The organism is Paenibacillus antibioticophila (assembly GCF_000455265.1).
Taxonomy (GTDB): Bacteria; Bacillota; Bacilli; order Paenibacillales; family Paenibacillaceae; genus Fontibacillus; species Fontibacillus antibioticophila.
Genome location: NZ_HG005141.1, coordinates 138,374 through 153,323 on the forward strand (window position 1 = coordinate 138,374; position 14,950 = coordinate 153,323).

13 protein-coding genes are annotated in these 14,950 nt (G+C 51.4%); all 13 read right to left on the bottom strand.

Annotated elements, in window-relative coordinates:
• Positions 1 to 469 precede the first annotated feature (469 nt).
• A complete protein-coding gene (locus TX85_RS17790; RefSeq protein ID WP_044481034.1) occupies positions 470 to 1,591 on the bottom strand; it encodes a glycosyltransferase family 4 protein in 1,122 nt (373 codons plus the stop codon).
• A gap of 113 nt (positions 1,592 to 1,704) precedes the next feature.
• Positions 1,705 to 2,472, bottom strand: a complete 768-nt coding sequence (locus TX85_RS17795; RefSeq protein ID WP_101781190.1) for a WecB/TagA/CpsF family glycosyltransferase — start codon at positions 2,470 to 2,472, stop codon at positions 1,705 to 1,707.
• 14 nt (positions 2,473 to 2,486) lie between these two features.
• Positions 2,487 to 3,617: a polysaccharide pyruvyl transferase CsaB gene (gene csaB / locus TX85_RS17800; protein WP_044481038.1), complete on the bottom strand. Its 1,131-nt coding sequence runs from the start codon at positions 3,615 to 3,617 to the stop codon at positions 2,487 to 2,489.
• Positions 3,590 to 5,608: a DUF5693 family protein gene (locus TX85_RS17805; protein ID WP_044481039.1), complete on the bottom strand. Its 2,019-nt coding sequence runs from the start codon at positions 5,606 to 5,608 to the stop codon at positions 3,590 to 3,592. Before TX85_RS17805 ends, csaB begins: the two co-directional genes overlap by 28 nt.
• Before the next feature lie 500 nt (positions 5,609 to 6,108).
• Positions 6,109 to 7,824, bottom strand: coding sequence for a phospho-sugar mutase (locus tag TX85_RS17810; RefSeq protein WP_044481040.1), 1,716 nt, complete (start codon positions 7,822 to 7,824; stop codon positions 6,109 to 6,111).
• Positions 7,825 to 7,872: 48 nt separating this feature from the next.
• On the bottom strand, positions 7,873 to 8,295 hold the full coding sequence (gene fabZ / locus TX85_RS17815) for a 3-hydroxyacyl-ACP dehydratase FabZ (RefSeq protein ID WP_044481042.1): 423 nt from the start codon (positions 8,293 to 8,295) through the stop codon (positions 7,873 to 7,875).
• 747 nt (positions 8,296 to 9,042) lie between these two features.
• Entirely contained in the window at positions 9,043 to 9,261 is a 219-nt protein-coding gene (locus tag TX85_RS17820; RefSeq protein WP_044481043.1) for a DNA-directed RNA polymerase subunit beta, read from the bottom strand.
• 10 nt (positions 9,262 to 9,271) lie between these two features.
• The gene (locus TX85_RS17825; protein ID WP_044481045.1) at positions 9,272 to 10,105 is read right to left on the bottom strand and encodes a flagellar hook-basal body protein; all 834 of its coding nucleotides are present in this window, start codon (positions 10,103 to 10,105) and stop codon (positions 9,272 to 9,274) included.
• Positions 10,106 to 10,132: 27 nt separating this feature from the next.
• Positions 10,133 to 11,026, bottom strand: coding sequence for a flagellar hook-basal body protein (locus TX85_RS17830; RefSeq protein ID WP_044481047.1), 894 nt, complete (start codon positions 11,024 to 11,026; stop codon positions 10,133 to 10,135).
• Positions 11,027 to 11,304: 278 nt separating this feature from the next.
• Positions 11,305 to 12,303 carry a rod shape-determining protein gene (mreB, locus tag TX85_RS17835; RefSeq protein WP_044481048.1) on the bottom strand — a complete coding sequence of 333 codons (999 nt, stop codon included), beginning with the start codon at positions 12,301 to 12,303 and terminating at the stop codon, positions 11,305 to 11,307.
• A 210-nt stretch (positions 12,304 to 12,513) separates the two neighbouring features.
• A complete protein-coding gene (gene spoIIID, locus TX85_RS17840; RefSeq protein ID WP_044481050.1) occupies positions 12,514 to 12,798 on the bottom strand; it encodes a sporulation transcriptional regulator SpoIIID in 285 nt (94 codons plus the stop codon).
• Positions 12,799 to 12,997: 199 nt separating this feature from the next.
• Positions 12,998 to 13,759, bottom strand: coding sequence for a M23 family metallopeptidase (locus TX85_RS17845; protein WP_044481052.1), 762 nt, complete (start codon positions 13,757 to 13,759; stop codon positions 12,998 to 13,000).
• Between the two features lie 222 nt (positions 13,760 to 13,981).
• The coding region (gene spoIID / locus TX85_RS17850; RefSeq protein WP_081671821.1) for a stage II sporulation protein D at positions 13,982 to 14,950 on the bottom strand (969 nt) is incomplete at its 5' end.

A 14,950-nucleotide genomic window follows, 5' to 3' on the forward strand; every position in this document is an offset into this window, starting at 1 on the left:
CCTTCCAAGTAGAACTGTTATGAAGTATTATAACCGATATTGGGGATGGGCGCGAGATAGTGCTTCTGGTGCTTCTGGTTACATTTTATGTCGCTAATTAACAAATCAGAGTCGATTCGGATATAGTGAAAATAGTTACCTTAGATTTGAGCAAGTAGGTGTAAACGTGGATATAGTGAAATTTTTTCGCTTAAAAGCGATTCATCCTGAGTATTATCTAGTTTCTGGCGATCTAAGGTCATTTTTTTCATTAAAGTAGGGACGGCGAGTTAAACGTGAATTTTAAGGGAAGAAATTCCACTAGAGCATAGCTGGGGAAACACAAATAATGTACAACTATAGTATACAAGTTCGGCGATGCAAAAAAGGCGCGAAAGTCCGGCATGATCCAATTAATTCATAAAATCCCCCGCCGCCGCGTAAGAAGGCGGGACGAGGGAGGGGTATCGGGTATAGATTATAATTCCAATTACTTCGAGCCGCGCTCCGCGCCGGCCTTCATGCGCAGGCGCGCGAAGAAGTCGAGCAGCGGCCGCTTGGTCTTGCCGATCAAGCCGATGACCTCGGCGCCGATCTGCAGGAAGAAGACCATAACGCAGATCACGACGAAGGTAACCCAGTTGGCGTTATACATGGCTGCCGATGATTGAATGACGGCCAGAATGCCGAAGAAAGCGGCAATCGCATAAATGATCAGTACGGTCTGCCGATGGCTGAAGCCCAGCTCGCGCAGACAGTGATGCAGATGTCCCTTATCCGGCGAAAAGATCGGCTTCTTCTGCATCCAGCGGCGCACGATCGCGAACATCGTGTCCGAGAGCGGTACGCCGATCAGGATGAGCGGTGTCAGGAAGGACACGATCGCAACCTGTTTGAACCCGAGCAATGACAATAGCGCCAGGCTGAACCCAAGGAACAGGGCGCCGGAATCACCCATAAAGATTTTGGCTGGATGAAAATTAAAGTACAGAAAGCCGATAATACTGCCCAGCAACAGCAGGCTGATCAGTGCAACAATTACATTACCCATCAAGAATGCCATAACGGCAATGGTGCCGATTGCAATCGCGGATACCCCCGCAGCCAAGCCATCCAATCCGTCAATCAGGTTGATGGCATTCGTAACCCCGACGATCCAGAGGATCGTGAACGGGATTGCAATCCAGCTCTCAACCGAGGCATAGGTGTGAAACGGAATATTGGCGAATTCCAGCTTAATATCGAAGCCGAAGACAACCACACAAGCGGTGGCGATCTGAACCACAAACTTCAGCTTGGCCGGCAGATCGAAGCGATCGTCCAGGGCGCCAAGGAGAATCGTAATGGTTCCTCCCACGAGAAAGGCCTTGATGAAGTTCAGTTCTCTGGAAGTCAGATCAATCGGTAAAAATGGAATCACCAGAAAGAAGGTAACCATAAAAGCCATAAATATCGCTAATCCGCCGAGTCTCGGCATAATTCTTGTATGCACTTTACGGGCGTTCGGCACATCGACCGCGCCAACCTTATGAGCAAATCGCTTGACCAACGGTGTCAGTCCCAAAGCAAGTCCCAGTGAGACTATAAACCCGATGGTATAAATCATCCACATGCGTAGTTCAACCCCCATTTATTCTGCCGGAATGAATTATACTCCGTTTCAGGAGAAACACCAACCTTCGTATTTGAGCAATATTAGGCCGTTTTGCAGCAAAAACCATTAAATTAGCTGCTTTTCTTCAGGTTTTCTCCCTCACGCAGTACCCGCACGACGAATTTCGGCAGCGCAGCCATTCTCGGCAGGCGTGATGGTTCGGAAAGCAGACGGTATAGCCACTCAAGCCTAAGCTTTTGGAAGGCCTTTGGTGCTCGCTTGGTCTTGCCGGAGATCACATCGAAGCTTCCTCCAACGCCCATCATCAACGGCACACCCAGAGAGTGTTTGTGTTTGTGAATCCACGGCTCCTGCGTATCAGCCCCTCGGGCCACGAATAGCAGATGCGGAGAGACTGCTCTGATGCCATCGATGACCTCCTGATCCTGATCCGGTCCAAAATATCCATCACGAGCTCCCACAATGGCAGTACCCGGATATTGCTCCGTTAACCGCAGAGCAGTCTCCTGAATCACTTCTTTTGTGGAACCCAGCAAGTAGATCTTCCAGCCCCGCTGTTGCCCCTCCTTCATTAATTCGTGAAGAAGCTCAATCCCGGGAACCCGTTCTTCAATCGGCTCACCGGCCTTTTGTGCCGCCCAGACCACACCTGCGCCATCCGGAACGATCAACTCGGCCTCCTGCATAATGACGTTATAAGCCGGATCCTCCAGCGCAGCCATCACCATAATCGGGTTAGCCGTGATGATCTGGTGCGGCTTGCCGCTCTCCACCGCTTCACACAAATGGTTGACTGTATCGCGCAGCCCCCACTTGCTGACTGGGATTCCGAAAATAGATACTGTCGGAACTCCGCTTCCGTGTGTATTCTCGATCATCTTCATCCTGCCTCCTACTCTCTGCTCCGCACAAACTCAACGATCCGCTTAGCCGGCTCGCGCGCTTCCCGCTTCAGTTCATGGATGCGGGAGGCCTGGGTCGTGCGCCAGGCCTCGCCTTCGCCGAGCAGACGCTCTGCCTGCGAGGCGACGATCCGCGGGTCAAGCTCTGCGGAGCTGCCGACCGGTACGCTGGCGAGGCGGCTCAGAAAATGATCGATCTTCGGATCATATGAGATGCCGAGCAGCGGCACCTCCTGGGATGCCGCGTAAATGAGGCTGTGCAGCCTCATGCCGATCAGCAGGCGGCATCGGCTCACTTCCCGGAGCATCTCGTACGGATGCTCCGTCTCCGCCGCCGTACTCACGGCGCACCCGAATTCTGCCACATTCCCCATCTGCTCGATGACGAAGCGCGACGCTTCGTCATCGCCCGGGACGTGGAATGGCAGAAACCGGATGTGCACCGCACAGCGGCGGCACAGCGAAGCGAGGCCCTCGGCCAGCTTCGCCAGCTCGGAACGGTCCGCATTCCAGAAGCGGACCGAGACGCCCACCACCGGCAGCTCCTCACTGCCGGTGGCTGCGCCTGCAGCCTCGCCCTCCGGAAGGGCGAGGCCCATGACCGGATCCGGGACGACCGCAATGCCGTCCCGGGCCACCCCCATGCTGTGAAGCAAAGCGGCCGACTCCGAGTCGCGCACCGAAATATACTCACAGCGGCGGAACACAGAGGCAATGAACGGGCGGAACAGCTTGCGGTTTACCGGCCCGATGCCCTGAGCGTAGATGAATGTCGGCTTGCCCATCCATTGGGCCAGCTTGAGGATTCCGAGATAGTACGGAATCGAGCCGAGCCCGGTTGCGTCCTGCAGCAGACTTCCTCCTCCGCTGATCAGGCCGTCGCTGTTCTTAATAGCGTTCCTAACCTCGGCCAGTTTCATCCGATGGACTGCCTTGACGCCATACGTACGGCTCGTCCATTCCGGATTGATGGACAGAACTACCGGCTTGATCACAATGCCGGCTGCTCTCCCTTCCTCTTCCAAGGCGGATAGAATGGATTGCAGCACAGCCTCGTCCCCGCTGTTGCGGAAGCCGTAGTATCCCGACACAACTATTGTCTTAACAGTTTCGGAGACCATCGATCCCAGCACCTTTCGATAATATGCCATACCACAATCGCGATCAGCCCGACAATAAGACCCAGACCTAGACCGAGCACACCGCGGATCAGCGAGAGCACGGCAGGAGTATGAATGTGTGCGAACGTATCAACCATGGACAATTGTCCCATAACCGCAATAATCATGGCGTACATCGCCCAGCGGTAACGGAAAGCGGCGAATATGCCAACCAGGAACAACGGATGCGCCAGCAAAAATTCCTTATTCCGCGGACGGACGCCAAATGTATTTTCCAGGAATGAACGGAAAGCCGCTTCTCCCGGCAGCAAGGTTCCGGCATTGCCGGTTCTTGACAAGTAGTACAAAGCCACCACACCGAGCACTGCTGCTACAACAACCCATAAGAGCGTGATCGGCATTTTCAACCAATTGCGAAGCTCCTGCCAAATGGAAGTCCCTTGATAAAGGAATACATAAATAGCTATCAGCAGGATCGGCCCCATGTGCAGCAGACTTACGCCGCGGAACTGATTGAGCACCAGACTATACGTGATATTGTTAAGCAGAGCGATTACAAAAGGCACAGCTGCGAGCGAAATCAACGAGGTCTTGATATACAGCACCAAGGTATGCGTCAATCTGCGCCCAGCGGAAATCTCGGGAAGCGACTGACGAATGTCCTTCACTTTGCGAATGGCCAGCAATGTTGCCACGGTAGGCGCGCTAATCGCCACGCCCAATGCAAGCGCCTGCTCCATCAGCGCGGAGTTCAATACATAAAGCCCTGCGGAGCCGACCAATCCCAACACGAAAGCAATCAGCGTAAGCGGCAGAATAAAGTAAGACACCAGCAGTGCGCACATAGCCACGCCGCCAAGCACAACTATCGCCTTCAACGCTTTTTGCCAAGAAGCATCATGAATTACAAACGCCTTGGCTTGTCCGATTTCAAAACCATTGTTCTGAATCCGCTGAATAGCCCCTTCCGAGCCTGTCAGCGAATCCATCAAATTGTTGATTGGACTTGTGATGGATGCTTTAGCGGCGTCCCTATTCGGTGAAGCATTCAGATAAAGCATCCGGATATTCCGGTCCTTCGTTGCCAGCACGAAACGATCCGCAAGCACCTTAGGATCCTGCGATGCTTCCGTATCCTGCAACGAATGAAGCCGTACAACATTATAATCCAATAGATAGGCGAGCTGATTCAAGCCTTTCTGCGGAGACTTCAGGTTTTCTATCGCTGCAATTCCGATCCCGTGCTTATTCAACAGATCAGCAAAGCCTTGCAGACTGTTCAAACTTGCATTCTCCTTGTATCCCTTAACGGCTTCCCCATCAAAAAGGATTCTTTTCACGCCATTTTCGGCATAAAAAGCGAGCATCTCATCCATTTCTTCCTGATCATACGCAATATTATCCGACAACCGCGGGAGAATATTGAAGCCTTTCTCTCGCAGCATAGCAAAGGCGAACGGATCAAGCGCCATCGGCTTCATCACAGATTCATCCATACTCATTCCAAGCATCAAGCCTGAATATTCGCCAAAATTCCACGGCGCAACCGATACATCCAGCTTGCGGAAGCTCTCTTCAATCATCGGGCGCAGCTGTGCTGCATTCTCTTCGTTCGTAAATGCGACGTAAGTGTAATTTTTATCCGGTGTAACTAAGGTCTGAGACATTTTTGCAGCATCTGCAGCATTAAATACCATAATTCGACGTGCCTTGGAAAGCTCATCAAGCGTACTCTCGAACATCGCCATCGTGTTAACGCCGGCTTCCTTCAGCCGGTCCAGCTGTTCGTCGAGATAGGCCTGCGGATTACCTTGATAGGCAGACACATCCAGCAGTCCTCGATAATTAAACACAACCTCCACCTGATTAGCGGAAGACTCCGTCTGTACGCGCTGTACAATCACCGGTACAGAAGCTACTATTGCAATGATTACCAGTACCCACAACCACTTGCGGGAAGCTTCATTCCATCGCTGCAAACTTCGAATCACTTAGGTACCTCCTCATAAGTAGAAAAAATTGCAGTCACACATTTCTCTTGCTTCCATATATAATGACCCCGATCATAACGGGAAAATATCGCGTTACTTCATTTGTGTGAACTGCTCCTGCTGACTCCCCCGCATCTATAAATACCGCCACATTTTACCATTATCAATCAGTTTGATCGAATAGTTCGTATTTTCCCCCGTTATTCGCATAAATTCCCGACTACGGGATTTCCCCAAGGGCGTCGGTATTTAATTGACTTGGGTGCAACTATTTCTTAGTGTTCTGCAGAAAATGTGAATATAGATGTATATATACATTTAAGTTGATCCGTTCTGAAATTAAAGTGAGAATTGAAGCGATATAGCTGTATATTTGCAACTATATCGCTCATCCTCATAGAAATCTGGCCCCCGCCTGTCCGGTCAGGGTATCTACGCCAGGGCAGTACAGCCGCGCCAGGCTTGGTGAACCCCGTGTTCAACCACTTTCACTTTAAATGCTAAGCGTCGACACGAGCGAGCACGTCGTCCTGCAAGGCAACCATACGAGCTGCCGCATCTTCATTGCTGGTGCCGCGAACCGCAAAATAGAACTTGATCTTCGGCTCCGTACCGGATGGACGCAGGCAGAACCACGAGCCATCCTCAAGCAGGAACTTAAGTACATTTTCCTTCGGCAATCCGTCCAGTCCCTCTGAATAGTCGAGCAATTCCGACACGCCCACCCCTGCAACCTGCTGCGGGGGATTGCTGCGGAAGTCGTTCATGAGGGCGCCGATCTTGGCGAGGCCGTCCTTGCCCTTCAATGTGCGGGATGCAAGCGATTCGCGGTAATAGCCAAACTGGCTGTACAGCTCTTCCAGCACATCCAGCAAGGTCTTGCCTTGACGCTTATAGAAGGCAGCCGCTTCAGAAATAAGCATCGCCGCCACGACAGCATCCTTATCCCGGGCATAATTGCCAGCCAGGTATCCGTAGCTTTCCTCATATCCGAACAGATAAGTATACTCGCCGGATGCTTCGAATTCGTTCATCTTTTCCCCGATATATTTGAAGCCGGTCAATGTATTGAATACCGTTGCCCCGTAGTGACGGGCAATCACCGCACCAAGCTCGCTCGTTACGATCGTCTTGACGACAGCACCGTTCTTCGGAAGCTTGCCTTGCTCCTGGAGCTGGCTCAAATAGTAGTGCACCAGCAGAGAGCCCGATTGATTCCCGGTCAGAATCTCATACTCGCCCTCATGATTGCGCACAACCGCGCCCATGCGGTCCGCATCCGGGTCCGTTCCGATCAGAATGTCGGCACCCACCTGTTTGCCAAGCTCAATCGCCATCGTAAAGGCTTCGCGTTCTTCCGGATTCGGCGACTTCACTGTCGAGAAATTACCGTCAGGCTGCTCTTGTTCCTTAACGATATGTACCTGAGTGAAGCCGTTCTTCGCCAGAGCTTGCCGAACCGGCAAATTGCCTGTACCATGGAGCGCCGTAAATACGATCACAACATCTTTCGCCGCACCAGACAGCATCAGGTCACGGTTTGCGCTGGTTGCAGCGACGGTCTCTACGAACGCTTCATCCTCAGCCTCGCCCAGCCATACAAGCAAGCCGGCCGCTTCCGCCGTTGCCTGATCGATCCGCTTTACCTCGGACAAGGAGATTTCCTGAATGTTATTGATAACGCGCTCTGCTTCATGCGGCACCAATTGTCCGCCGGAAGCGTTGTACACCTTATAGCCGTTATACTCCGGAGGGTTATGGCTCGCCGTAACGACGATACCTCCTGTTGCCTTAAGACTGCGTACCGAGTAAGACAGCTGCGGTGTAGGACGAAGCGACGGGAACAGCTTCGCAATAATCCCGTTGGCAGCCAGTACAAGCGCGGCCTCCAGCGAGAATTCAGGTGAGAAATGGCGGCAATCATGAGCGATAACTACCGATGGCTTGCCTTCCTTCCCTGCATGCTCTTCTAAAATATACTTGGCAAAGCCCTGGGTAGCTCGGGCCACGGTATAGCGGTTCATCCGGTTGCTGCCTGCTCCAATGACGCCGCGAAGCCCTCCGGTTCCAAACTCCAGATCCCGGTAGAAACGATCCTCCAATTCAGCCGGATTGCTCTCCAGCTCGCGGAGCTCTTGCTTGGTCTGCTCATCAATGGCCGGGTCGTTCAGCCAGCTTGCTGCCTTGTCTTTATAGTTCTCTTTCATCTCTGTCATGATACCTCATACATCCTCTCCGCAGTTGTAATGATGTCACTTCACATCTCAGGATAGCGCAAACATAATTTCGCCCTCTGCGACAATTTTATCATCGACCTTAGCCACTGCCCGGCCTTTGCCGATGGAGCCCTTCAGACGAATAATCTCCACCTCGAGACGCAAAGTATCGCCAGGAACGACTTGACCACGAAAACGGAATCCATCCAAGCCCGCCAAAAAGCCAATCTTCCCTTTGTTCTCCTCCAAATGCAAAATCGCGACGGCACCCACCTGTGCCAACGCCTCGGTAATCAACACGCCAGGCATCACCGGATAATCGGGAAAGTGTCCCGTAAAGAACGGCTCGTTAATCGTTACATTTTTAATTCCAACAGCCCGCTTGCCTTCTTCCAGTTCCTCGATCCGGTCAACAAGAAGAAATGGATAGCGGTGCGGAATGATTTCCTGAATCTGCTTGGTATTCAGCATTGATTTATTGCTCCTTTCCATTATGGTCTAGCGCTTGTAACAACTCACATTCAATAATCTTCACTTTAATTTCGTATAAAAGGAAGGCTCTGCGGTCACACTGAAACTATCCTTCGCGTCTGCAGAAGCGGAGGTTAAGATAAGGGGCTGATCCGGAGGTGGAAGAATTCTGCCGCCGGGTCCGGCCCTTTTGATTTTTTACAGGTGTGCAGTCCCCCATCATTATACAATTTAAGCCTGTAAAAAGAAAACTCCCGAATCTCGGGAGTTCAGTCCTGCATGTGGTATTGTTGCAGCGCGCGGCGCTTATTCTAACGGATCGAGGGGCGAATCCTACTTTAGTGAAAAAAGTTACCTTAAAATCTTGGTTCGACGGGCAAACCTAATTTTAGTGAAAAAACTTACCTTAAATCTCCGGTAATTTGCCAAAACCGCATTCTTAGCACATTTAAGCGAAAAAAATTCACTATTTGCGTATTCCCATCGTCTTCCCTGAATTTAAGGCTGTTTTTTTCACTGCAGCACGCTTGATGTATCCCACGTACGTGCTTCAGCATTCCATATATACCTTAGTACCTCGATATGGCTTGGCGCTTGGCGCTTGGCACTTGGTGCTTGGCACTTCGCTCTTGCCACTTGTTGCTTGACACTTGTTGCCTGACACTTGTTGCTTGGTACTGACATAATGCTTTGTACACTATAACCGCGTTAGCTATATAAACGTTTCCTTATATTACAATATTGCAGCTAAGGCGCAAATACCAGATCATATACATGCCGCCATGTCTCCCACTTGAGCATATCGCCTGGATCCTGCTTGCCCAGCACTACATATCCGGCATATGTTCCACCCACCAGCGCCAACGCCAGGAACAGCAGAATCAACACCACCTTGAGCAGCGTCCACCATCCCGACCGTTTGCGCTTGGGAGCCGGTTCGTTATTCTCCTCGGTCTGTTCGTTCATGGTTCCCCACCTATCCGCGCAAGTTATTCGCCAGTCCCGACATTGTCTCACTGGACGTCAGAGCACGAGCTGCAAGCTGATAGGCACGCTGCACCTGCAGCATCTCCGCCATTTCATCGACCATATTTACGTTAGAGGCTTCCAGTGCCCCCTGTCTGATCTGAGCCTGCTGGTTCGCCGGAAGTGTAGCCGTATCCGCCAGAACGCCCTCTTCAGTTGCACCCGCAACCAGTGTGAATAGATTGCCGTCCACCGATGTCAGCGCCTCCTGGCGGATCGGAGTGAGCAGTTGAACTCGCCCAGCTGCCGTGGACTCACCGTTCAATATCGTAAAGATGTTGCCTTGCTTATCCACCTTCAACTCTGCACCGGCAGGAACAGCAATTCGCTCATTCTCAGCGTTCAGCACGTAATGCCCTTGACCGTTTACAAGAAGCATACTCTCAGCATCGTCAGGATCGGGCTGCAAATGAAAATCCCCAGCACGAGTATAGGCTGCCACGATGTCTTCACCTTCGCTCGGAATTTCCACCTTGAACAGTGCATTGCCTTCAACTGCAAAGTCTGTAGGATTACCCGTCTCCTTGATGGAGCCTTGGGTAAAGTTATTGGAAATTCCGGTTACTCTGGAGCCGAAGCCCAGCTCAAATCCGTTCGGTGTAGCCCGTCCGGGCAGCTGCATGGTAGAGGTCTGCGACTTGATCCGCATCAGCGTATCCTCGAAAGTGGCCTCCTTGCGTTTGTACCCGACTGTATCCATATTTGCAATGTTCTCGCCGAGCAGATCGAGACGCTTCTGAATGCCGCTCATCGATACCATGGCGCTAATCATCGAATTATTCATATTGTCACACCTCCCGGTGGAATTAGATTAGACACGGCCGATTTCATTAACAGCCTTTTCAAGACTCTTGTCATAGTACTGAATTAACTTCTGATTGGACTCATAGGCCCGCTGTGCCGCCATCAGATCAACCATGGCCTGGGCGGTATCCACATTCGAGGACTCCAGATACCCTTGACGAACCGATGCATTATCCTCCGCTTCAAGTGCGCGAATATCAGCAGCCTGCACATTATCAACCCGGAATACGCCATGGCCTTCCCGCACCAATTGATGCGGATTGTTCACCACAACAACACCGATGGTAGCCAAATCAGTCTGAACCCCATCTTCATCATAAGATAAATTGCCGAGACTGTCGCTCTTCACTTGATCCATCGTTATGCCTGGCGGCAATACAATCGGGTTGCCATCTGTATTAAGAACCCGTTGTCCCTGGTCTGTGAGCAGATCACCGGCTGCGTTCACTCTAAAACCGCCATCCCGGGTATACCGGGTCTCGCCGTTAGCATCCTGCACTGTAAAAAACACTTCCGGCCGATAAATAACCTCTCCGTCCTCCGTCACATACTTCCCCGATGCGTCGAACGGGATCGGTTGATCGGTTGCCGGATCAATCAGGCCAAGACTGGATACAAGTCCGAAGTCCGAAGAATTGTTCGTCTCCTTCAAGTCTCCCTGCATAAAAGAGGACATGCTCTCTTCAGCGAATACACCGGTCGTCAGTCTGCCAATCGTCTTCTGACCGCCCGTTTCCTTATCACCCATCAGCGAAATCAGGACATCCGGAAAAGAATGCGTCACTGAATTCACCTGTTTATAACCGGCCGTATTGATATTGGCAATGTTCTGCGTTACGGTATCGTGACGGCGCTGCTGGGTAATCATGCCCGATGCCGCTGTATAGAGCCCTCTTAGCATAGTCTAGCCTCCAAACGTTCTCTTGATAATTTCCTCTATTATAAAGGTTGTTTAAAAAGTCATCTTTTGATCACGAAGCAAATAAGTAAGACCTCTCGACATCGAATCTTGAATTCACCCCGCGCCTTCCGTTGCTCACGTAGGTTTTGCCAAGCACATGCTTCCGAAGTCGTTTTCTTTGAAAACGTGTAGCTCCGCTACTCAGTCTCTTGCTTCATCCAACCTTCTCGGTGCTAAAAACCTGACTTTTTGAACTTTCATTTATATATATCGGTCAATCAGAACTTTTTCTTAATGATCCGGTCGAGGTTGTCCAGCATAATACCGGTACCCTTTACTACGCAGTGCATCGGATCCTCGGCGATCAGCACCGGAACGCGCAGCTCTTCAACAAGCAGCTCGTCCAGTCCATTGAGGAGTGCGCCCCCGCCCGTCAAGATTACCCCGCGGTCAATAATATCCGCAGAGAGCTCTGGCGGCGTGCGTTCCAGCACCGATTTAGCTGCTGCCACGATAGAGGATACCGGATCAAACAAAGCTTCCTGAATCTCGGTCGAAGAGATCGTGATTGTTAACGGAAGGCCAGAGACCATGTCCCGTCCGCGAATATCCATCTCCGCTCTGCGTCCTGAAGGATGCACCGTACCGATATTGATCTTGATATCCTCTGCGGTACGCTCCCCGATTAAGAGCTTGTACTTCGATTTAATATATCTAATAATGGAGCTATCGAACTTGTCCCCGGCAATTTTGATGGACGAAGCCGTGACGATGTCTCCCATCGAGAGCACCGCCACATCCGTCGTTCCTCCGCCGATGTCGATAACCATGTTTCCGCTAGGTTCATATATGTCCATACCTGCGCCTATTGCAGCCGCTTTCGGTTCTTCTTCCATATAAACTTCCTTCGCCCCGCTATGCTCGGCCGCTTCACGAATTGCTTTCTGCTCTACGGAGGTAATATTCGTTGGTGCGCAGATTAAAATACGCGGATGACTATACCAGCTTCTACCGCCGACCCGGTCGATAAAATATCTGAGCATCGTCTCCGTAATTTCAAAGTCAGCTATAACGCCGTCTCTTAATGGGCGAATCGCAATGATGTTACCTGGTGTGCGTCCAACCATCTTGCGGGCTTCTTCACCGACCGCAAGCACTCGCTTGGCATCGCTGTCGATCGCAACTACTGACGGTTCGTCGAGGACGACCCCTTTTCCCTTGACATGAATCAGCACATTCGCTGTGCCTAAGTCAATACCAATATCCTTGCTCATCATTCCGTGCTCCCCCAAAACGTATTTTAAGAACCGTAAATGGTCAATGTGTATAAATAACCCGTTTGCCAATATTCGACGAACTTGGCGGAAATCCTGCAAAAAATGAGGATTTGGGGTAGAAATTCACAATGTATTACCATATTTTAAAATACCATACTTTGGGGGAGGTGTTCAATTACATTCCTCAAGCCTAAACTAACTTATTACCCATTATCTTGCAGAACTAACCACTTCCCGTTTGGAGTGCCCTTTTTTCTTATATTTAATCTTCGTTGCTTCGCCTCCCCGCAAATGTCTGATCGACTTATGGTATTCGAGAATGTGCTTGACCTGGTCTGCGAGTTCCGGATTAATCTCCGGCAGCCGCTCGGTTAAATCCTTGTGCACCGTACTTTTTGATACGCCAAATTCCTTGGCTATAGTCCGAACCGTATGCCGAGTCTCCACAATGCAGCGGCCAATCTTAATCGTCCGTTCCTTGATGTAATCGTGCACGCTCCCGCCTCCCTACTCGAGATAGTTTGGTACATTATATGAGGGGCGTCCTTATATATTCTTTGTTTCCAAGCCTGACAAGCCCGGGCGAGGCCAAATAATTTTGAAAAGGGCATTTATCGGGGGAGGGACAGGCTCTCTGCAAGCACAAAAAAAGCGGAGAGACAAAGGCTCTCCGCTTGCGGATCAACGTCCGGTATTATTGATTCTTTGGCAGCACACTGCTTGGGTTAATCAACTCATCATTTTCGTACACCGCGAAATGAACATGGTTGCCGAGCTCCTGCTCGATTTCATTTCTGCCTGCTGTACCGATGACAGCTCCCTGCTTCACATCATCGTCCTGCTTCACCGTCACATCCGCAAGACTTTCGTATACCGTCTTCAGGTTATTGGCATGGGTAATCTCCACTACCAGACCATAGAGCGGCACTTCCTCAACCCGGGTTACTTTGCCGCCCAAAGCAGCGGTAACTTCAAAAGACTCATTGTCGCTTCGCGCCAGATCGATCCCTGTATTCGCAATAAAGGTATCATTGTACTGGACGAGCGCTGCTTCATGGTCCTCCGCGCTGCCTTCACTGTCATAGAACGGCTTCACTACCGATACGTCAGCCATATTGGCTACCGGCCAAGCCAAATCCTCGGCAACAGCAACCGTTTGGGCAGCCGGATCTTCACCAAGACCCTCGTTAGCGTTATCTTCGGCCATCAAATCCTGCGTACCGACGACTCCGTCCTCACTTACACTGGCAGGTGTGGAATCCAGCGGCTTTTGGCTGGCATCTTGATAGACCCACACTAAGGTTAGTATAATTGCCGCTGCTGCCATGTACGCTGCCGGGTAGACCCATCTCTTGGACAATAGTTTTTTCCATGCGGATACCTGAACTACCGGTTCTCCCATTGCAATTTTAGGAGATTCCTCATGGGGCTTCTTTTTGTTGTTTTGTTCATTCATTAGCTCATCACCTCAGTAACCAGTGTTACCGCGGCTTTCGCTTTTATACTTCGCTATCATATTTTTTTTCATAGGCATGAAAGACTACTCAATCTTAGCTGCTATAGGCGAACGCTTACGAGCTTATGCTCCCGAAGCAGCTTTCTTGCAGAAAGCTTTCACTACAGCACACTTCACTCTTAAGCCCTTTTTACGTAGTTTATATAGTTCAACTTATATAATCTATTCAAGCATTTCGTCTGCCTGTTGAAATGTGATTCCCGTATAGTAGTGTCTGAGAATTTGTGTTGTGGTGTACCCTTGCTTGGCCATGCCGTTCGCTCCCCACTGGCTCATCCCCACTCCGTGCCCATAGCCGTAAGTCGTTATCCGGGCGTCAGCCCCATCCAACTTGATCGTGAACTGACTGGACCGCAGGCCGAGCTTCTCCCGAAACTCTCTGCCGGAATAGCTTTGCTCCCCTACTTTAATTTCCTTCACTCGGCCTCCGGTAGTATGAGACAGGATGGTTAGTTGCGCTGCAGATGCCTTTCCTGCGGAGGAGGCTTTCAATGCCCCTGGGCCCGCCTGTGCAGTTGCCGCCTTGGCCGGCGGAGCTTGGCCGAGCTTCCGATATATTTCATCTACGGAGACGGTAAACGTCTCCTGATTATTTGAGTTCACCTGTGCATCCCATGGACTTGGCACACTGCGCAGATAAGGGATCTTTAAGGACCAATATTCCTCCGAGTTCTCGGTGTAGCCTCCGCTTGCCGAGAAGAAGGCTGCCGTAATCGGCTTTCCCTGATAAGTCATGACAATTCCCCGTGTCTCGGATACAGCCCGTTTCAGCTTCGCCAACGCCGCAGACTTCCCTTGCTTCTCCCATTTCTCAAGCGTCTTGGTAGACAAATAGACCTGATGGTCGACGCTATCCAGCACATCGGCCTTGCCGCCCGGCACGCCGCTTGTATCTTGGGCGGCAAGCCTGCGGACGATGAAGGTGCGGGCCGCGATCGCCTGGGCCTTGAGCGCGGCCAGCTCAAAGTCGGCCGGCATCTCGGCCGCCAGCACGCCGGTGACGTACTGCTCCAGCGGCAGCGTCTCGATCTGCCCGGTGCGCTTGAGGTACACGCGCACCGTGGGCTCCGTTGCCGCCGCTGTACCGGCAGCGGCGGCAAGGCCCGAGGCGTCCGGCGATCCGCCGGGAGC